The sequence below is a fragment of the Sphingobacterium sp. N143 genome (genome assembly GCF_030325625.1).
In the GTDB taxonomy this organism is placed as follows: domain Bacteria; phylum Bacteroidota; class Bacteroidia; order Sphingobacteriales; family Sphingobacteriaceae; genus Sphingobacterium.
Map to the genome: position 1 here is coordinate 51017 of NZ_JACAIS010000002.1, position 19617 is coordinate 70633.

Genomic DNA, 19617 nt, shown 5'->3' on the forward strand with positions numbered 1-19617 from the left:
AAATTCCTTGTTTTTCGTTAAGTTTGCGTATTCATTAGTCTCTTATTAAAAATCATTATAAATAAGACTTGCTCGACACAATACTACATATCTTGGTTCCCATTGCTATTTTCATCTTTATAGCAACATTCACCCTATTTGCAGTATATGCTGAACGGAAGATAGCGGGTTTTGTACAAGACCGGCTGGGCCCTATGGAAACGGGTAAATACGGTAGTCTTCAGACCATTGCCGATATCCTCAAATTACTTCAAAAGGAGTTGATCACGCCTGCCTTAGCCGACAAAATTCTGTTCAGAATTGCCCCAATAATTATTTTTGTGGCTGTTTTCACCGGTTTTGCGGTTATCCCATGGGCGAAAGATTTTATTCCCGCCAATACCCACACTGGTCTATTTTTTATCATGGCCATCATCTCCATTGATGCGCTGGGCATATTAATGGCTGGTTGGGGTTCCAATAACAAGTATTCTTTATTGGGTTCAATGCGCGCCATTGCCCAGATGGTATCCTATGAAATCCCTGTGGGACTGTCTTTAATTACAGTCGTTATGTTGACACAGACCCTGAACCTCAATGAAATTGCAATTGGCCAGGGCATCCTGACCAACGGAAGTATCAAATTTTTAGGTTTTTGGGAAGTGAATGAGATTGGAGGTATCTTCGCCTGGAATATTTTTCAGGCACCACATCTCATTGTCACCTACGTCATATTTTTTATTGCAACCCTGGCAGAATGTAACCGGGCTCCTTTCGATATTCCTGAAGCAGAATCCGAATTGGTCGGTGGTTTTCATACCGAATATGGCGGAATACAATTTGCTTTTATCTTTCTGGCCGAATATGCAATGATGTTTTTGGTGTCCATGCTAGGTGTAGTCCTCTTCTTGGGCGGCTGGAATACACCATTACCCAATATAGGTATCTTACGGATGGCCGACTGGACCACAGGACTGCTATGGGGAATATTTTGGACCTTGGCCAAATCATTATTTATTGTTGGAATCCAGATGTGGATCCGCTGGACACTGCCCCGATTACGTGCAGATCAACTGATGAACCTTTGCTGGAAGGTATTGACACCACTGGCTTTCCTTTGTATGGCCATTTCAGCAATTTGGAGAATTTTAATTATAGCATAATATGATATTTAAAACGGCTTCCCATGCATTTCGTACTGCTGTCAAAGGTTTATCCCTGACCGTAAAACACTTGTTTGGTGCCAGACGTTCGCGTACCGAATTAAATATCAAAAACGACAATTACTTTGACCATCAGGAAGGAATTGTTACGGTACAATACCCTAACGAGAAAATGCCCATACCTGAGGTTGCACGCTATCAATTACAGGTAGATATCGACGACTGCATTGTCTGTGATCTCTGCGCCAAAGCCTGTCCAGTAGACTGTATTGAAATTGAAGCAGTCAAATCTCCAGAAGCGATCGGAAAAACCTCTGATGGCAGCGTCAAAAGACTATATCCGGCCAAATTCAATATCGATATGGCCAAATGCATGTATTGTGGACTTTGTACTGTAGTATGCCCAACAGAATGCATTACCATGACCAACGAATACGACCGCAGCACACAAAAACTGACCGACCTGATCTATGGCTTTTCGGATATGACCGACGAACAAGTCGCGCAACGTAAAGCAGAATGGACCAAATTTCAAGCTGACAAGGAGGCGGCAAAGCAGAAATAAAATGGAAAGTATATTATTTTATGCATTTGCCCTGTTGGCCATCGGTTCAGCCCTTTTATTGGTTAATCTGAAAAATATAGCCCGTGCGCTGTTCCTATTTTTTATTGTGCTGTTTGCTATGGCGGGGCTTTACTTATTTGCTCTAGCTGATTTTGTAGCAATCACACAGATTATGGTCTACGTGGGCGGGGTACTGATCCTAATGCTTTTTGCCTTTATGCTTTCCAACAAAGAACTACTGAAAGATCTACAAGATAGCAGTGGTTCGTTTTTAAGCATGCCCAAATGGCAGGCGATCCCATTAGCATTAGGCTTTTTATTGCTTATGATCTATGGAATCATGGAATGGCAGCAGTCAATTCCGACCTGGATCCAGTTATCCTTCGAAAACAATACACAGATTGTGGCGACAGACAACAATATTCAGCAAATCGGATTACGGTTTATGACCTTTTATGTATTGCCTTTTGAAGTCATCTCCATCTTTTTGATGATGGCCCTCATCGGGGCCTCACATTTATCCAGAAAGGAGCGTAACAGATGATCACCTTAACCCATTTCCTGGTTGTCAGTGCCTGCATCTTCTGTATCGGCCTGTATACCGTATTATCCAAGAAAAACGCCATTATGATCTTGGTTGGCATTGAGCTGATGATTAACGCGGCAATCCTGAACTTCGTCGCTTTTGGTAAATACGATAAGATCAGCTATGGCGGCCAGATTTTTGGTCTATTTGCCATCGTTCTCGCAGCAGCGGCAGTTGCTGTCGGGCTAGCCATTGTATTAAATGTCTATAGACATTACCAAACCATTAACCCGGATGAAATAAACGAACTAAAAGACAAATAAGAATTGGATCAGATTGCCCACATATCGCCTATATTGACAGCGCTGCTCACCGTATCAGCACCCTTGCTTGCCTTTCTGTATCAGGTAGTACGAGGTAAGCGTGATCAGTCGGGTATCATATCACTTATAGCCATAACAATCAGCTTCGTATGTGGTGGGCTGACTTGGCTATCCATATGGAATAAGCCTACGATATCAATTCAGTTAGCATGGTTCACCATCGGAAAATCGACCTTTACTGTCGGTCTTCTCCTGAATAACTTAAGTACATTGATGCTGCTCCTTGTACCCACTGTAGCCTTACCCGTCCATATTTATTCAAGAGCATATATGTCTGGAGATAGGGGCGTTCACCGTTATTGGATGTACCTTAGCCTGTTCTGTTTTGCCATGTTGGGCCTGGTCATTATGGATAGCCTCTTGCTCATGTACATCTTTTGGGAGCTGGTCGGTTTTGCCTCCTACCTCCTGATTGGTTTCTGGTTTACAAGAGCTGCTGCAGCACAAGCCAACAAAAAAGCCTTTTTAGTAAACCGTATCGGAGATTTGGGTTTCCTCATTGGGCTCGCCATCATATTTGCACAGTTCAAAACCCTCAGCTTAGTGGATCTCTTTGGCGAGGGAGGATTGATCTATCAATGTGTGCTCATCAATGGACAGTGGGTCTCTCCGGTCAACAGTATGGATCAGATCTGGTTGACTTTAGCAGGATTAGCCTTCTTTCTGGCAGCAATGGCCAAGTCGGCACAGTTTCCCTTACATGTTTGGCTTCCTGATGCCATGGAAGGTCCAACATCCGTATCCTCGTTGATCCATGCGGCGACCATGGTGGCAGCAGGTGTATTCTTGCTTGCAACAGTCTTCCCCTTATTCAACGATAGTGCACTGTTGTTTATTGCGATCATAGGTACCATCACCGCGGCATCTGCAGCATACTTTGCGCTCGGTCAATATGATATTAAACGCATCCTTGCCTTTTCAACCATTTCTCAATTGGGTTTTATGATGGTGGGGATCGGCATAGGAACATGGGATGCGGCACTATTCCACTTAACAACACATGCCTTCTTTAAATGCCTGCTGTTCCTCTCTGCCGGAGCGGTTATCCATGAGATGGTACACCTCAAAGAACACAGTCGTCTGGACTTTGATCCACAAGACCTCCGCAATATGGGCGGACTGAAAAAATATATGCCCAAAACATTTATCCTGATGAGTCTCGCCTCGTTAGCCCTGGCAGGATTCCCTTTAACATCAGGATATCTTTCCAAAGACAGTATCGTTATCTCTTCATTTGAATGGGCTTTATCAAAAGGGGGGCTATATTTTATCATTCCGATTTGCCTCATCATGGTCAGTATACTCACGGCATTCTATATTGGCCGTTTGCTATTTAAGGCATTTTTTGGAGAATTCAGATTATTGGGCCAACTTCAGGAAGGATTACAAAACCATCCCCTGCATGAAGCTCCCAAGACGATGTTGATTCCGATGTTTTTCCTGGGATTATGTTGCTTATTCCCTGTCTTTTCGCCAAATCCACTTTCCTATCATGATTCTTGGCTGATGGATGGCCTACTGTTGGATGAATATACTTTTGCTCCAAGTCATCTTGCCCACCTGGTTATTCCATTGCTATTGTTATCAGGTAGTATTATCGGATGGATCATAGGCTGGAAATGGTATGTACATCATAAATATCCACTTGATCCGGATAGCGGAATACAGAAAACTGCATTCCATCAAGGATATATCAATGAATTTTACGAAAGACTATTTGTCAACGGCACCTTAAAATTGGCTCAGTTTTGTTATTGGTTCGATCGTCATGTCGTGGATGCTTTGGTCGCTTTGGTTCGGTTTATCGTCCTCACAGTTTCACAATGGAGTGTCTGGATCGACAAATATATTGTAGACGGTTTTGTCAATACTGTCGCATCCGCTGCCTATTGGGCTGGTAATCAAGTCCGATTAGTGCAGAATGGAAAATTGCAGACAGCCTTATACTCCGTTTTTTTATTAGTTTTACTTGGTTTAATTTATCTTATATTTTTCTAGGAATGCCTATTTTATCCTTACTGATATTTTTACCGCTTCTGGCAACAGCACTCATCCTCGCCTTACCCACACGATACAAGTCGAGTTACAAATATATTGCCCTTATATTTACCGCCATACAATTTGTGCTGGCCGGAATATGCTATGCCAATTTTGACTCCGCTCAAACAGGTATTCAGGATTTGGCCGGCTACCAGTTTGTCGAACAGCTTCCCTGGATTCGATTGGACTTGGGGGCAATAGGTAAATTAGAAATTGATTACCTCATCGGTATTGATGGCATTTCCATGCCCCTGCTGTTATTGAGTGCATTGGTCATGCTGATGGCCATAGGAGCCTCCTGGAAGATCCAAAAGAGTCCCAAAGGATATTTTGCCTTACTGATGGTGCTGAATATGGCTGTTATGGGTATCTTCTGCGCCTTGGATTTCTTTTTATTTTATCTCTTCTATGAAGTCATGCTGCTTCCGCTCTACTTCCTGATCGGTATCTGGGGTGGTGCACGACGGGAGTATGCAGCAATAAAATTCTTTCTCTATACATTGTTTGGATCCGTGTTCATGCTATTGATCATCGTGGGATTATATTTTTCGGTGATCAACCCATTGACAGGAGCGCATACTTTCAATATGATCTATATGATGAATCCCGAAAATTATCTGGGCGAATCCATTTTCGCCTGGGACGGTTATCAGGAAATATTGGGTATTTCAGCCAGACTTGTCGGTTTTATTGTACTCTTTTTTGCTTTTGCAATCAAGGTACCGATTGTACCGCTACATACCTGGTTGCCGGATGCACACGTGGAGGCCCCCACACCCGTATCGATCATTTTAGCGGGTATTCTTCTGAAAATAGGCGGATATGGAATTATTCGGATCTGCTACAGTATCTTTCCTGATATGGCAGCCCTGTCCAACTGGTGGCTCGGGTTGATTGGGGTGGTTTCCATTATTTATGGTGCGTTGAACGCCTTATCCCAAAAAGATCTCAAGCGTATGATTGCGTATTCTTCGGTATCGCACATGGGATTTGTACTCCTTGGTATTGCCTCGATGACTGCTGAAGGAATCTCAGGGGCCATGTTTCAGATGATCTCCCATGGATTTCTATCTGCAGCACTCTTTTTCCTTGTTGGTGTACTTTACGACCGCGTTCACGATCGTAATATCTACAGTTTCCGCGGTTTGGCCCAGATCATGCCTAAATATACCGGCTATGTCGCTGTAGCATTTTTTGCGTCATTAGGACTTCCAGGCTTCTCGGCTTTTATTGGTGAAGCCTTTGTGATCATCGGTTCATTCAATGCCACAAGTATTGGAACCGGCCTTCCTCGCTGGATGGCCATCGCCGGATCCATAGGTATTTTATTAAGTGCAGCTTACCTACTGTGGACGCTTCAACGCATGTTTTTTGGACAGATCAGATTAAAAGGAGGTGAGTCTTGGGGAACTGCATTGACAGACCTCAGTGTGCGGGAACAATTGATTTTATTTCCAACCCTCGCCCTGGCCTTATTACTGGGTATTATGCCGGATTTAGTATTCAGCAATCTAAATGCAAGTGTATTGAACCTGGTGAGCATTATCCAACAATTTATCTAATCCAGCATGTTTGCATTCAGTCCATATATCAGCTCATTCATCGACCAGATTATCAGCAGTGTCCCTTATTTCAAACCGGAACTGACACTGATTGTCACCTTTATAGGTACTATTCTAGCTAGTCTTTTCCTTGACAGGTACTGGAAAAAAACATCTTTCACGATGACCCTGATCGGTTTATTACTCAGTGGATGCTATCTGCTTGGACAAGGGCTCAGTCATATTGAGATAACCGGATTTTTTGATATGATCCATATCGATGACTTTGCCATATCAGCACGGCTTATTATCCTGGTTTCAACGGTTCTCATCCTGTTGTTTATCCATCAACGGCATCAGCACCAAGAACGGCCTTTGGGAGATCTGTATGCTGTACTGCTGACCGCAACCTTGGGCCTGAACCTATTGACCATGTCCAGCAATTGGCTGATGATCTTTATTGCTGTAGAAACGGTATCAATCAGCTCATACATCATGGTAGGCTATTTTTCGTCCAGCAAGGTGCAATCTGAGGCAGCCATGAAATATGTGCTCTTCGGCTCAGTTTGTGCCGCAGTGATGCTCTATGGATTATCTCTGCTCTACGGTTTCACGGGAAACTTGAATTTCGATACACAGAGCCATATCGCGGGGTTAATAGAAGCACCCCAGATTATGGTTAGCTTGGCCTTATTGTTTTTACTCACGGGCATAGGCTTTAAATTAAGTTTTTTTCCATTTCACGTCTGGAGCCCCGATGTCTATCAAGGAGCTCCCACAGTGATTACAACGTATTTGGCCACGGTACCCAAAATTGCCGTTGTCGTCCTCTTGTCCAAATTGCTAGCCTCCTGGCTGACCGTGTCTTTTTATTTCAGTGATTTCCTGGCCTATGTCATCATGGGGATAGCCATTGCCACTATGCTGATCGGTAACCTGGCTGCACTCCGTCAACAGGATGCCAAACGGATGATGGCCTACTCTTCCATCGGTCATACCGGTATTTTATTGATGGCCGTATTGGTCTATCAAAACAATGAATCAAACGTATTGTTGTTCTATTTGTCTATCTATGCACTGATGAATATTGCCGTCTTTATTTTTATCGATGCACTGGAAGTCCATATAGGCCACACCCAAATAGATTCTTATCGTGGACTGGGCAAACAATTTCCGTTACTATTCACCGCATTCTCCCTTGTCCTGATTGCTTTGGTGGGCCTCCCCCCTACTGCGGGCTTCGTGGGAAAACTGCTGGTCTTTTCCAAGGTCTTCGAACAATATCAGACCTTTCAATCCTTTGGTCTCCTGGCCCTATTGATTGTGGGTGCTTTAACTTCGGTTATTTCTTTATTCTATTACTTCAAAATTCCTTTGAACGCCTTTCTGAAAGACGGTTCCACGCAGCAATCATTTCGCTTTGACCCCTTACTTCTGGGGCTGGGACTTTTGTGTACCGCCGTCGTTATTCTGCTCGGGCTATTCCCTGACCTACTGTTGGCTGCATTTTAGACACGCTTTAACTCCCTTCTTATTGAAATCTTCACATAAAAAACTGATGGCATCATGGACTAAACCGGTACAGGCTTATCTTCAATATAAAACCAATAAATTTTTGTGCTATATAATTGCTGAAAATGGCAGCGATATTGCCTGAATCGGCTGACAGCTGCTGCGCTATTATAAATTGTATTTAAATGCAAATTTATCTAAGTTTGTAGCATGATTAGTGCAATAGCAAATCCCATTTTTCAACGTGCTATCCAGGATTACCACGTATACGACCAGATTGATCATCCGATCCAGAATCCGTATGACCAACAATCCCTGGAGCATCTACTCTACCTGAAGTGCTGGATTGATACCGTGCAATGGCACATGGAAGATGTGGTGCGTAATCCTTCCATTGACCCTAAAGACGGGCTATACTGGAAAAGACGGATCGACGAATCCAATCAGTACCGCACAGATACAGTGGAATATATTGACAGTTACTTTTTACAGAAATACCAAGATATCGAAGTAAATCCATCGGCAACGGTGAATACAGAAAGTCCAGCCTGGGCTATTGATAGACTCTCGATCCTGGCGCTCAAAATTTACCATATGGAACAAGAGACACTGCGCACAGATGCTTCTGAATCCCATATCCGTGCCTGTCAGGATAAGTTGGCCATCCTTTTAGAACAACGAAAAGATCTGTCGCAGAGTATTGACGAGCTGTTGACTGCTATTGAAGCCGGCGAGAAATATATGAAAGTCTATAAACAGATGAAAATGTACAACGATCCGGCACTAAACCCAGTACTCTACACATCCGGTAAATAGAACCATGCCCTTACCTAAACGGATCATAGTGACGCGTTTTTCAGCCATGGGCGATGTTGCCATGGTAGCTTCTGTGTTGCAGGAATTTTGCGCACAATATCCGGCTGTGGAAATTATCATGGTGAGCAGGGCCTTTTTTGCACCTTTTTTTGAAGGGATCAGGCAGGTCACCTTTCATGCCATTGAGCCCAAAAAGGCACACAAAGGCCTCATCGGTCTGGTAAGGCTAAAAAAAGAACTTTCGGCTTATCATGCTGATGCGGTTGCTGATTTGCATTTCAACTTACGTTCACGCATACTGGACCTCTTATTCTCACTAGCAACAATTCAGGTCAGACAACTGGATAAAGGACGAGCAGAGAAAAAGGCCCTCACCCGAAAGGAACATAAAGTCAAGGTACCACTGCGACCGACTGTGGAACGTTACGCCGATGTATTTCGTGCATTGGGATTTAAATTTGAGCTTAGCAACCAACTATCCAATAAGTTGCGGGAGATACCTCAGGCAGCCTCCGAGCTATTGAATAATTCCGATCGAAAGAAAATAGGCATTGCCCCATTTGCGCAGCACAGTTATAAAATACTGCCTCAGGGTAAGATGGAACTGCTTATAGAACGTCTGTCCCAACTGGAATACACTATCCTTCTATTTGGTGGAGGAGATCACGAATACCAAATAGCCCAGCAGTGGTCCGAGCGTTTTCCAAATACACACAATACGATAGGAAAATTTTCGTTGCGTGAAGAGCTGGATTTGATCTCCAACCTGGATCTCATGATCAGCATGGACTCCTCGGGCCTGCATATGGCATCATTGATGGGTACCAGGTGCCTGTCGCTCTGGGGGGCAACACATCCTTATGCAGGATTTATGGGCTATGGACAACAACCTGACGACTGTGTTCAAGTAGAACATCCCAACCGGCCCAGCTCAGTATATGGCAACCGGCCCTGTGATTGTGATGGTGTGGAAGCCATTGATTTAATTACACCTGAAATGGTGATCGAAAAGATAATAGCGACAACATGAAGATAGGATTTGATGCAAAGCGTTTCTTCAACAACACATCAGGTTTGGGGAACTACAGCCGTGATTTGGTACGCATCTTATCGAAGTTCGTACCTCAAAATGACTATCTGCTCTATACGCCAAAAACATCCATTGAACACTATACAAATCTGGTTGACAGCAAGCAAATTAAGGTTCCACATGGCTATATCAATCGACATTTCCCCAATTACTGGCGAACAAAAAGAATTGTATCAGACCTAAAAAAAGATCAAATAGCCATCTTCCATGGCCTTTCTGGAGAAATTCCAGTTGATTTGGGGGCAGCTCAGGTCAAATCCATTGTGAGCATGCACGATTTGATTTTTATGCGTTACCCCGCGCTGTACCGTCCGATTGACCGCTGGATCTATCAGAAGAAATTTGCGTATGCCTGCCGTCAGTCGGATAAAATCGTAGCCATCAGCAAACAGACCAAAAACGATATCATCGAGTTTTTCAATATTCCGGAAGAAAAAATTAACATTATCTACCAAGGTTGTCACGAAGCGTTTAAAACTGAAAAGACAGCCGCTGAGAAAGAAGCATTGAAAAAGCGTCTGGGCCTTCCCAATGAGTTTTTATTGAATGTGGGCACGATAGAAGAGCGAAAAAATGCACTTTCCATTGTTAAGGCAATAGAAAACATAGACATCCCCCTGGTTATTGTCGGGAAAAGCACCAAATATCAGTTGCAGCTAAAGGAATTTATAGATAAGCACCAGATGAACCATAGGGTCCACTTCCTTAGTGGGTTAAATATGCAGGAACTTTCGGTACTTTACTCTTCGGCCCTTGCTTTTATTTATCCGTCCATTTACGAAGGATTTGGTATCCCCATTATTGAAGCTTTGTATTCAGGTACCCCGGTGATTACCACCAATTCCGGCGTCTTTCCCGAGGCTGGAGGTCCATTTTCACAGTACGTCTCACCCCATGATATTGAAGATATCCGGCATTCCATCAACAGGGTTATTGAAGATACAGCACTCCGCCAGGAGATGCGCATAAAAGGTCTGGCTTATGCCCAACAGTTCAACGATGAGCATTTGGCGGCTCAGTGGAATGCGCAATACCTAGCACTTTAATCTTCGGCTCTTACCACTGGAATGACTTTCTGCAATTTTTTCCAGTGTTTGGAGCGATCCCCGTAGATCAGAATTTTCCCCAATTTATATTTAAACTTCATGATACCTTTATAATCATCTGTAAAGATACGATAAGGAACCTCCGGATTACGTGCAATAACCCTATTAATGGCGAGTGAATACACCGTCGGACCAGTCATGGAATGGACATCATGGGGAAACCGATTATTTTCGATATTTTCAACGATCAGTTCGATGGTCTCTTTCAAAAAAGGGTGTCCCTTATCAAAAATCAATGCCCACTGTGCAAAATACTGTTGCCACTTCTTCTCCCGCGCAACTACAGCGACATCATCTGCATGAAGCACTTTATCTAATATCCCGGTGATATCACTGTCCAGATCCAAATAAATACCACCTCGGATATATAGAATGGCATATCGAAAAAAATCAGCTTTTGCCGCCCCTATCTGTAGCCGGGAATAAGCACGGTAAGTACGGTCATCAAAAGATTCCTTCATAAAAGCATCGACCTGATCGTCATCGAAAAATTCCCTACGATAACCTTTATTTTTTCTTAAAAATCGCCAGATATAAAACTTGGTCAATAAGGGAATCTTATTCGTTTTGAAAGTCTGGTATATAACCTTTGGAATAGCCACTTAAATCAAATTAATAATACGTTATAAAATAGCCACAATAGTGCTACGAAGAATATGTTATTGCTATAGCCGCAAAAATAATCATATATTATTTATAAGAGCCATTTTTTTGTCATTACCTTGGAGAAAACCGTACTTGGACAGCGTTTTTTTTCAAAAAAGCGCACATATTTTTTGTTTTATTACAAAAAATATGTAATATATTTGTCACAAAACAACGGGACTTTTATATGGTCTCGACTATAGAAAACTTAAATTGTCATTTTTTCACATCAATTGTAACGAAATGATGATCTACCGCGTTATAATTACAGTATGGTCCAATTTCTTAATTAAATCGTATACGTGAGTCAAAAAATAAGCGCTTTAATTATTACATACAACGAGGAGGACAATATCGACGAAGTCCTTAAGAGTTTAGCATTTGCTAATGAGATCATTGTAGTGGATTCATTCAGTACCGATCGTACGTTGGAACTTGCTGGATTGCATCCTAAAGTGAAGATCTATCAGCATAAATTCGAGGATTTCACCAAGCAGCGCAATTTGGCTCTGGCGTACGCCAGTCATGACTGGGTACTATTTTTGGATGCCGATGAACGTTTGACCGAAGCCTGCCGAGCGGAAATAATGGATACCATTAATGATCCGCAGGCAAACGATGCATATTACATGTATCGTTTATTTTTCTTTTGTGGAGATAGAATAAACTTTTCAGGCACACAGAACGACAAAAATTTCCGTCTGTTCCGGAAAAGCAAAGCTATCTACGATACCCAGAAGAAAGTTCACGAAACATTAATTGTCCATGGAACAATTGGTGTATTAAAGAACAAAATATGGCATTATTCCTTTGCCGATTACGATAGCTATAAAGAAAAAATGATTCATTATGGAGATCTTAAAGGAAAGGAGCTGCACGCAAAAAACAAACGGTACTCCCTATTCAGTCACTGGGCAAAAGTAGCCTTTAAGTTTTTTAAGGCATACTTTTTGAAACTGGGGATATTAGATGGGCGGCGGGGATATCAACTTTGTTATTTGCAGAGCCTCAGTGTACATGAAACTTTTATGTCCTTGAAAAGAGAAGAAAAAAAATGAAGATTTGCATTATAAGCTTTGATTATTGGAATTACGACCACCATATTGTAAAGAAATTACAAGAGAAAGGGGTCGAAGCTTCCCATATTAATATGGGTGCATACCGATATAAAAACTTTGGTGAACGGTTTCGCAATGCTATGAGCAAAATCTTTTTGAACCGCAACATCAAGCATATCAAACGCCAACAATATGTGCTCGATTCGCTGGCCAAGCTCGGTCCACAGGACAAGATTCTCGTACTCAATCCACATAACTTGGATTATGAGACTATTAAACAGATCAAATCTTATACCCCCTATCTAATTTCCTATCTATACGATAATCTGGATCGGTTTCCAGTCAAGGATCGTTTAGAACTCTTTGACAAGATCTATTCATTTGAAGACAAAGACGTCAAAAAATATGGCTTTGAAAAGATTACCAACTACAATTATCTTTCCGAACAGCCAGTTCAGTCCGATGCTGTTGAACATGATCTCTTTTATATCACGTCTTATGATAAACATCGGATCAAATTACTACGGAAATTAGTTGCTCACCTTACCAAGCTTCATATAAAAAGCCGAATCATTGTTGTCGGCAAACAGGTATGGAAAGAAAAGCTCAGAAATTTCTTGCTTAGGCCTACAGGTTCAACACTGATAGAATTTCGAAAGAAGCCTATTAGTAATGAAGCAGTACTAAATGAATATAAAAAGTCCAAAGTCATTATTGATCTAATGCGGGAAGGGCAGGAAGGTTTAAGCTTCCGAATTTTCGAAGCCATGGCGCTAGAAAAAAAGATTATAACCGATAACCCCAGTATTATCGATTATGACCTATATGCGACACAGAATATCTTATATATCGATAAAAATTTAAGTAATTTAGACCTGTCTTTCTTCAACAGTCCCTACAAAAAGATATCTCACGACATTTATGAGCGTTATACACTTGACGCTTGGTTGAAGAAAATCTTTAATCTTAAAAGTCTTCTTTATTAATGAAGAAAAAAATCTTATTCATCGCCCCAGGTTATTACGGATTTAATGAAGTTGTAAGTGAGGGGCTCAAAAAATACAGTGACCACAAGGTCATTGATGTCAATTCAACACTTCCTTACCAATACAAAAATTTTGGGGAACGAATTTATAATTTCTTTCTCAAAACTTTTTTGGGTAAAAATCTGAAAGAAATAAAAAAAGGACAATATATCCGGCAGACTATTGCGCAGCAAGGACAGTTCGATTTACTAATTATTAATCGCCCAGATGTATTAACAGCAGAAGATTTACAACTTGCAAAACTGGCTTGTAAACGCTCAGTATGCTTATTCTGGGACAGTATTGATAAAATTCCTGCACAGAAACATTTTATCGATTCATTTGATACTATTTTTAGCTTCGATCCTCCTGATTGCCAAAGATTCGGTTTCAAACCGATTACAAACTTTTATTTCGTCGAGCAAAGTAAAAAAACTTCATTATACGATGTAGCCTTATTGATGACATACGACAAAAGGATAAACGATGCCATCAAACTGTTTGAATACTTTGAAAAACACGGAATAAAAGCTAAAGCCAGGATCTTCACTTACCCCTCACATCCAATAAAGGAAAAGCTTCCGGGCAATATCGAAGTAATTCATAAAATTATTCCATTTAATAAAGCATACGAATACTATCTTGATAGCAAAATAATACTAGATCTTGCACATCCCAACCAACAAGGGCTCTCATTTAGACCATTTGAAGCTATTGGTCTCGGAAAAAAGTTAATAACGACAGCCAATATCTTTCAAGCCGATTTCTATAATGAAGAAAATATTCATATTATTGAGGATATCAATACCATTGACATACCGCAATCTTTTTTTAAAAGTGCATACAAAGTAATTGACAGTAATATCAAGGAAAAATATTTTATAAAGAACTGGATTCAAACCATCATATCGTAATGCCGAATAAGCCAACTATATATTTTATCTGCCCAACCAATAGATCCGCGAGCGGTGGTGTTAAACAAATGTACCGCCAAGTAGAAGTCCTCAATGAGGCCGGGTATCATGCAGTAATCTTACATCGAAAAATAGGGAAAGTAGAACGTTGGTTCAATGCAAAAGTCCCCATAAAATATAATCCATGGCTATTCAAAAGGTTAAAATACGATTACAGGCAAAAGACAATAACATTCAGTAAGAGGATATTTTTAAAAGTACTTCGATTAATCAGTAACCGCATTGAAAAAGATGCCATTCTCGTATTTCCTGAGATCTATGGACCAAGGATCCATAAGATTATGCCGCAAAACCAGCGTGTTATTTTTAATCAGAACTGTTATTATACATTTGATCATTTTGCATTGGATGGGGATTACAAGGATACCCCATACAGCTCAGTCGACACGTTAGCCACTATTGTTGCTTCAGACGATGCTAAGGATTATTTTAATTATGCTTTCCCCCATATAACAACCTTGAAAATGAGATTAGGCATAGATCTACGTATTTTTTCATTAAGCACCAACAAAAAAAAACAGCTATGTTTTATGCCAAGAAAACTTGGTGGTGATGTTTCACAGGTTGTCAATATTCTGCGTTTAACTGGACTCCCAAAAGATTGGTCGTTAGTTTCAATCGATAATAAAACGGAATCGGAAGTAGCCACAATTATGAAAGAAAGCATGATCTTTCTGAGTTTCAACTTTAGGGAAGGCTTTGGTTTACCCCCTGTTGAGGCGATGGCATGTGGCTGTTATGTAATCGGTTATATTGGGCAAGGCGGAAAAGAATACTTTGATCCAGCATTTACAACTGCGGTTGCTGAGGGTGATATTATTGATTATGTCAAGACAGTAAAAACAATTATTGATAAGTTTGATCACAATCAAGATGAGATGCTGAGAAAGGGCGAACTTGCCTCTAAATTTGTTTCCTCTCGTTACACCCTACAGGTAGAAAAAGAAGATACATTGAACATCTGGCATGAGATCATGCACTCCCCCAAAATATTGGCCCGATAATCAGGATTTGAAACCCGCATGCAAACAAACGATAAAAAGATAATTATACTTGGCACACCCCAAAATTTTGGTCTAAATTCTGTTATTAGCGACCAATTAGAGGCTTTAGGATTTGAAGTTATAGACATCAATATCAAAGAAAAGGCTTTTTATTATAAAAGTCCAGTACTACGGCTCAAAAACCTTTATCGAAAACTTGTTTTAAAAGATTATCAATATAAAGATGTTTTGCGCAAAAAATTTCTAGATGAGCAATATGAGGAGAAATTTGCGCATATCCAGCATGCCGACTATGCTCTTTTTATCCGGCCAGATATGTTCCCGAAATCGATCATTGAAAAAGTAAAAAATATGACAGGACTCACTGTTGGCTATCAGTGGGATGGCCTGGATCGATATCCCGATATCTTTTCCAGGATAGAACTTTTTGACCGATTTTTTGTCTTTGACCCTGTTGATCTAGCAGTGTCCGGCACCTTACCTTTAACCAATTTTTATCTAGACCAGCAGATAACTAAAGATAAAACCGAAAATTCGCCTGGATCAAACAACGATATCCTGTTCATTGGCACCTATATCAAAGAGAGAATAGCTGATATTTATCAATTTTTCAATCTGTTCAAAGACAAAGAAGAGATAAAAATAAATGCAATAATCAATACCCATAGCCAAGAGTTTGTAAGAGAAATACAAGAGCAATGCCCCATCATTAGGACTAGTTATGATGGCATTAGTTATTTGGAGAATATCGATTTAGTTAAACAATCTAAAGTTTTAGCTGATTTTTCAAATTATTTACATGATGGATTATCATTTCGTGCGTTAGAAGCTATAGGGTATAACAAGAAGCTGATCACCACCCAAAAATCTATTCAAAAGTATGATTTCTACCGGCCTAATAATATATTGATTATTGATTCTAAAACCGATTACGATCAAGTTATTACATTTCTTAACATACCCATGCAAGAAATAGATCCAATCATAAAAAGAAAATATAGCTTTTCTAACTGGATCAAATATGTTCTTGATTTAGGAGAACATATTCCCATCAATTTGCCAGTTCAGGTATAAAGAATAAAGATTCAATTCAGCAAGCTGACATGTTTTAACATTTTTTATGACTACAAGTGTAATGAAAGCCGCTTTATACTCGTTAGTTAATATAATCGAATGAGATTAATTATTCAGATAAAACATTTTCTTTATCTGAATTTGAAAATGAAAACACGAGGGATACATATATCCCTTCGTTATGTCTGAAAACCGGAGGAGATGGGAAAAACAAAAAAGATTTTAGTTGCTACCAATCATTTGACTGGGGTTGGCGGTTCTGAACTTTATACTTATGATTTGATCAAAGCACTTAATGTGCGTCCTGATGTTGAAGTAGAATATTTCACTTTTGATAAAGGTCTTATTTCAGAAAAGATCGAAGAAGAATTACGCATACCATTTATGAACAAAAAGAGGTATGATCTAATTTTTGCCAATCACAACAGCTCTGTTAAGGAACTCTTTTCCAAGGCGCCCATCATCCAAATCTGTCACGGTACTGTACCCGAGTTAGAACACCCCTCTCCGCTTGCAGATTATCACGTCGCCATTTCAGATGAAATATCCGATCATCTCCTAAAGCTGGGATATGCAAACGATGTTATTTTAAATGGGATAGATGTACAGACAAAAAAACCCGTACGTCCATTAAACGAAACACTTCAAAGTGTACTATCCTTGTGTCAAAGTGATAAAGCGAATGCAAAATTAAAGGCAATCTGCGAAGCAAAGGGCTTACATTTCCAAGCTTATAACAAGCAGAAAAATCCGACAATCAGTATTGAGCAAAAGATTAATCTTTTCGATCTTGTAGTAGGAATCGGTCGCTCCATTTACGATGCAATGGCCTGTGGGCGTCCCAGTTTAATCTATGATCACCGTGGATACAACGGAAATAAAGCCGATGGCTATCTACGACCTGAAAATTTTTCGAAATATGTACAAATGAATTGTTCAGGCCGTTATCTGAATCGTCAATATCAAGAAAAAGAACTGATCAGGGAACTTGAAAAATATAATCCCGAGGATGGGGAAAAGCTAAGAAACATTGCTTTGGCACAATTGAATGCCTATAAGATGGTTAACCAGCTATTAAATATCGAAGAACAGTTAAACTGGCGTAATCGCTTCAATAAATGGAAACGCTTTACTGAACATACAAAATTAGTAAAACATGCATTTCTCTATAAAAAGCTATATGCATTTACCAAAAACGAGTATTTCAATAGATAATTAACCATCAAATAGTCAATAGGATAAATCAAGTAATAATTTGCTTAGATAGCATATTTACTCCATATTTATTTTACTGAATATTTTTTTTCAAAATAATCGAATTTCATTTTATATGTCATTAACCTAAAGTTTTCTAAGCTGGTTAGTCTATACCAAATAGGGAATTCATAGCTCTTATTTTTTTTGTCACTTTTTTCTCTGAACAACTCCCAAGCTGCTTCTATATCTTTCAGCCCTTCAGCTCTTTTAATATAACTTTCCTGATCGCCACCACGTAAATAAATAACCATGGCACTTGATGCTAGAAGATCTTTATCGGTGTTGTTCAGCTGTTCACCTGCTTTTAATTTCTCCAATATATTCTTGATCTCACCAACAGCATAATCACTTTCAACTAAAATCAAACTATGTTGTCCATAAGCGGCAGAACTTACATAGGCTGGTACATTTCCAGCTTGCGTCAAGGATTCTACATATTTTTTGTCAAAGAAAGCCGCAAACTCATCGTACTGAGCTCCAAGCACAAGGTCCACCAAAACCTGATTTTCATAATACCCATGCTTTTGCTGCACCATTCTTTCTCCATCTTTATCCTTCGCAATGAGTGCGAGAATTTCATCCGCATCTGAGCTATTTTGAAGAAAAGTCCTGATCATATTATAATCAGAGAAATTACCATAGCTAAAATTGACATTTGCAGAAAATATATCATTCTTAAACAACTTCGCATAAGCTAAGACATTTTTATAATTCGGGGTAAAATCGGCAAACTTAATCGTATTTAAATCAGAATTATGAACCACCTTCATCTTAAAATTGCTGATGTCTACACGTAATTTCTCTAATGCACCACCTTCCTTTGTACTGTCAACCAACCACAATCCTCCTAAGAAAAGATCTTTATCAATGGTGTTTGACATCATAAAGTAGTTTGAAGAAAATGCAGCACTATTTTTACGATACTCGACAGGATCAGTCTCATTATCAAACTGTTCATCTTTCGAACAAGACGATAAAAATAAAATTGGAATTAAAATAAAAGATAAAATCTGTTTCATTGTTAATAATATTATAATATACAATCGACAAAATTAAATTAATATTTATAATACACAATTAATTTTCATCTATTTTTCTTTAAAAAGAGATTATAACGTCTCTATCCCCTTCATCAAATAACCCAATGAATACCATATATTAATGTTCTCTACAAAAGGTTCGTTCTTCTTATTATAAAACAAACTTTTTCTTCACATGTTATTATAAATCAATAGACTCTAATGCATACAATGCTATTTTAAGAACTTATCTTCTTATTTTTATAATGAAAGGTCCCTTATAAACGTTTAATAACTAAGTTTAAAAATTTTTGAATTACTATGAACAATAACAAAAAACTCTACATCATACGCCATGCTAAAGCAGAAACAATCCCCGGTATAACGGATTTCGATCGTGCCCTAACTTCAGAAGGCATCGAAGAAATAAAAAAGCTTGCCCTCAAACTAGCGCAGCAAATAAGCCTCGACGACAATAGCGTGGTTATTTCCTCTGCTGCCAAACGTACGCTCCAGACCACTCAAATTGTTTTAGATGCTCTTAAAGAACCTTCTTTTGCTATACAAGAAGAGCCCTCAATTTATGAATGTACATATAAGCATCTCCTTTCTGTTATTAATAAAGTACCTGACAGCGTAGACAAAATCATATTAATTGGCCACAATCCCACGCTTTCCGATTTAATTGAGTACCTCACTCGTAAACCTGCTTATCTACGAACAGCAGAATTAGCAGAATTAGAATTGGACAATGGCTTTACATTTGAAATGCTAACTGGAAATACCGCTTCCTTAATAAGGACAATACGATAAAAGTTCTATCCATTTTCCCTACCTTCG

19 protein-coding genes are annotated in these 19617 nt (G+C 39.7%); 17 read left to right on the forward strand and 2 right to left on the reverse strand.

Features of this window, described 5'->3' with window-relative positions:
• The first annotated feature begins 68 nt into the window (after positions 1-68).
• The 10 genes from nuoH (at position 69) to HX021_RS04090 (ending at position 10661) form a co-directional block, all read left to right on the forward strand.
• On the forward strand, positions 69-1142 hold the full coding sequence (gene nuoH / locus HX021_RS04045) for an NADH-quinone oxidoreductase subunit NuoH (RefSeq protein ID WP_286588587.1): 1074 nt from the start codon (positions 69-71) through the stop codon (positions 1140-1142).
• Between the two features lies 1 nt (position 1143).
• Complete coding sequence (locus HX021_RS04050) at positions 1144-1707, forward strand: NuoI/complex I 23 kDa subunit family protein (protein WP_286588589.1); 564 nt, start codon at positions 1144-1146, stop codon at positions 1705-1707.
• Position 1708: 1 nt separating this feature from the next.
• Entirely contained in the window at positions 1709-2251 is a 543-nt protein-coding gene (locus tag HX021_RS04055) for an NADH-quinone oxidoreductase subunit J family protein (RefSeq protein ID WP_286588591.1), read from the forward strand.
• Positions 2248-2556, forward strand: coding sequence for an NADH-quinone oxidoreductase subunit NuoK (gene nuoK, locus HX021_RS04060; protein ID WP_286588592.1), 309 nt, complete (start codon positions 2248-2250; stop codon positions 2554-2556). The genes HX021_RS04055 and nuoK overlap by 4 nt, the downstream gene beginning before the upstream one ends.
• Before the next feature lie 3 nt (positions 2557-2559).
• Positions 2560-4614: an NADH-quinone oxidoreductase subunit 5 family protein gene (locus HX021_RS04065; protein ID WP_286588594.1), complete on the forward strand. Its 2055-nt coding sequence runs from the start codon at positions 2560-2562 to the stop codon at positions 4612-4614.
• 2 nt (positions 4615-4616) lie between these two features.
• Positions 4617-6218 carry a complex I subunit 4 family protein gene (locus HX021_RS04070; RefSeq protein WP_286588595.1) on the forward strand — a complete coding sequence of 534 codons (1602 nt, stop codon included), beginning with the start codon at positions 4617-4619 and terminating at the stop codon, positions 6216-6218.
• A gap of 6 nt (positions 6219-6224) precedes the next feature.
• On the forward strand, positions 6225-7709 hold the full coding sequence (locus tag HX021_RS04075) for an NADH-quinone oxidoreductase subunit N (RefSeq protein ID WP_286588597.1): 1485 nt from the start codon (positions 6225-6227) through the stop codon (positions 7707-7709).
• Positions 7710-7919: 210 nt separating this feature from the next.
• Positions 7920-8525 carry a DUF4254 domain-containing protein gene (locus HX021_RS04080; protein ID WP_286588598.1) on the forward strand — a complete coding sequence of 202 codons (606 nt, stop codon included), beginning with the start codon at positions 7920-7922 and terminating at the stop codon, positions 8523-8525.
• Positions 8526-8529: 4 nt separating this feature from the next.
• Entirely contained in the window at positions 8530-9555 is a 1026-nt protein-coding gene (locus tag HX021_RS04085) for a glycosyltransferase family 9 protein (RefSeq protein ID WP_286588600.1), read from the forward strand.
• On the forward strand, positions 9552-10661 hold the full coding sequence (locus HX021_RS04090) for a glycosyltransferase family 4 protein (protein WP_286588601.1): 1110 nt from the start codon (positions 9552-9554) through the stop codon (positions 10659-10661). Before HX021_RS04085 ends, HX021_RS04090 begins: the two co-directional genes overlap by 4 nt.
• On the opposite strand, the gene HX021_RS04095 is transcribed toward HX021_RS04090, so the two are convergent.
• Positions 10658-11323 carry a glycosyltransferase family 32 protein gene (locus tag HX021_RS04095; protein WP_286588602.1) on the reverse strand — a complete coding sequence of 222 codons (666 nt, stop codon included), beginning with the start codon at positions 11321-11323 and terminating at the stop codon, positions 10658-10660. The two genes, HX021_RS04090 and HX021_RS04095, sit on opposite strands and share 4 nt — an antisense overlap.
• Before the next feature lie 345 nt (positions 11324-11668).
• On the opposite strand from HX021_RS04095, the gene HX021_RS04100 reads away from it, so the two are divergent.
• The 6 genes from HX021_RS04100 (at position 11669) to HX021_RS04125 (ending at position 17716) form a co-directional block, all read left to right on the forward strand.
• The gene (locus HX021_RS04100; protein ID WP_286588603.1) at positions 11669-12424 is read left to right on the forward strand and encodes a glycosyltransferase family 2 protein; all 756 of its coding nucleotides are present in this window, start codon (positions 11669-11671) and stop codon (positions 12422-12424) included.
• Positions 12421-13410 carry a WaaS/CpsH family glycosyltransferase gene (locus HX021_RS04105; protein WP_286588605.1) on the forward strand — a complete coding sequence of 330 codons (990 nt, stop codon included), beginning with the start codon at positions 12421-12423 and terminating at the stop codon, positions 13408-13410. Before HX021_RS04100 ends, HX021_RS04105 begins: the two co-directional genes overlap by 4 nt.
• Positions 13410-14363, forward strand: a complete 954-nt coding sequence (locus HX021_RS04110) for a WaaS/CpsH family glycosyltransferase (RefSeq protein ID WP_286588607.1) — start codon at positions 13410-13412, stop codon at positions 14361-14363. Before HX021_RS04105 ends, HX021_RS04110 begins: the two co-directional genes overlap by 1 nt.
• A gap of 68 nt (positions 14364-14431) precedes the next feature.
• A complete protein-coding gene (locus tag HX021_RS04115) occupies positions 14432-15427 on the forward strand; it encodes a glycosyltransferase (protein WP_286588608.1) in 996 nt (331 codons plus the stop codon).
• 18 nt (positions 15428-15445) lie between these two features.
• Positions 15446-16501: a WaaS/CpsH family glycosyltransferase gene (locus HX021_RS04120; protein ID WP_286588609.1), complete on the forward strand. Its 1056-nt coding sequence runs from the start codon at positions 15446-15448 to the stop codon at positions 16499-16501.
• A gap of 201 nt (positions 16502-16702) precedes the next feature.
• Positions 16703-17716 (forward strand): glycosyltransferase family protein, encoded by a 1014-nt coding sequence (locus HX021_RS04125; RefSeq protein WP_286588611.1) that lies wholly within the window; start codon positions 16703-16705, stop codon positions 17714-17716.
• Between the two features lie 68 nt (positions 17717-17784).
• Here the strand turns inward: HX021_RS04125 and HX021_RS04130 are convergent, their stop codons facing one another.
• Entirely contained in the window at positions 17785-18777 is a 993-nt protein-coding gene (locus HX021_RS04130) for a hypothetical protein (RefSeq protein ID WP_286588612.1), read from the reverse strand.
• Between the two features lie 321 nt (positions 18778-19098).
• Here HX021_RS04130 and HX021_RS04135 point away from each other — a divergent pair, with 321 nt between their 5' ends.
• Positions 19099-19590, forward strand: a complete 492-nt coding sequence (locus HX021_RS04135; RefSeq protein WP_286588614.1) for a SixA phosphatase family protein — start codon at positions 19099-19101, stop codon at positions 19588-19590.
• The last annotated feature ends 27 nt before the right edge of the window (positions 19591-19617 follow it).

Bases quoted from the DNA above. Each gene is read 5' to 3' on its own strand.
- HX021_RS04050 (WP_286588589.1), top strand. From the start codon at position 1,144: ATGATATTTAAAACGGCTTCCCATGCATTTCGTACTGCTGTCAAAGGT.
- HX021_RS04055 (WP_286588591.1), top strand. From the start codon at position 1,709: ATGGAAAGTATATTATTTTATGCATTTGCCCTGTTGGCCATCGGTTCA.
- nuoK (WP_286588592.1), top strand. From the start codon at position 2,248: ATGATCACCTTAACCCATTTCCTGGTTGTCAGTGCCTGCATCTTCTGT.
- HX021_RS04070 (WP_286588595.1), top strand. From the start codon at position 4,617: ATGCCTATTTTATCCTTACTGATATTTTTACCGCTTCTGGCAACAGCA.
- HX021_RS04075 (WP_286588597.1), top strand. From the start codon at position 6,225: ATGTTTGCATTCAGTCCATATATCAGCTCATTCATCGACCAGATTATC.
- HX021_RS04080 (WP_286588598.1), top strand. From the start codon at position 7,920: ATGATTAGTGCAATAGCAAATCCCATTTTTCAACGTGCTATCCAGGAT.
- HX021_RS04085 (WP_286588600.1), top strand. From the start codon at position 8,530: ATGCCCTTACCTAAACGGATCATAGTGACGCGTTTTTCAGCCATGGGC.
- HX021_RS04090 (WP_286588601.1), top strand. From the start codon at position 9,552: ATGAAGATAGGATTTGATGCAAAGCGTTTCTTCAACAACACATCAGGT.
- HX021_RS04105 (WP_286588605.1), top strand. From the start codon at position 12,421: ATGAAGATTTGCATTATAAGCTTTGATTATTGGAATTACGACCACCAT.
- HX021_RS04110 (WP_286588607.1), top strand. From the start codon at position 13,410: ATGAAGAAAAAAATCTTATTCATCGCCCCAGGTTATTACGGATTTAAT.
- HX021_RS04115 (WP_286588608.1), top strand. From the start codon at position 14,432: ATGTACCGCCAAGTAGAAGTCCTCAATGAGGCCGGGTATCATGCAGTA.
- HX021_RS04120 (WP_286588609.1), top strand. From the start codon at position 15,446: ATGCAAACAAACGATAAAAAGATAATTATACTTGGCACACCCCAAAAT.
- HX021_RS04125 (WP_286588611.1), top strand. From the start codon at position 16,703: ATGGGAAAAACAAAAAAGATTTTAGTTGCTACCAATCATTTGACTGGG.
- HX021_RS04130 (WP_286588612.1), bottom strand. From the start codon at position 18,777: ATGAAACAGATTTTATCTTTTATTTTAATTCCAATTTTATTTTTATCG.
- HX021_RS04135 (WP_286588614.1), top strand. From the start codon at position 19,099: ATGAACAATAACAAAAAACTCTACATCATACGCCATGCTAAAGCAGAA.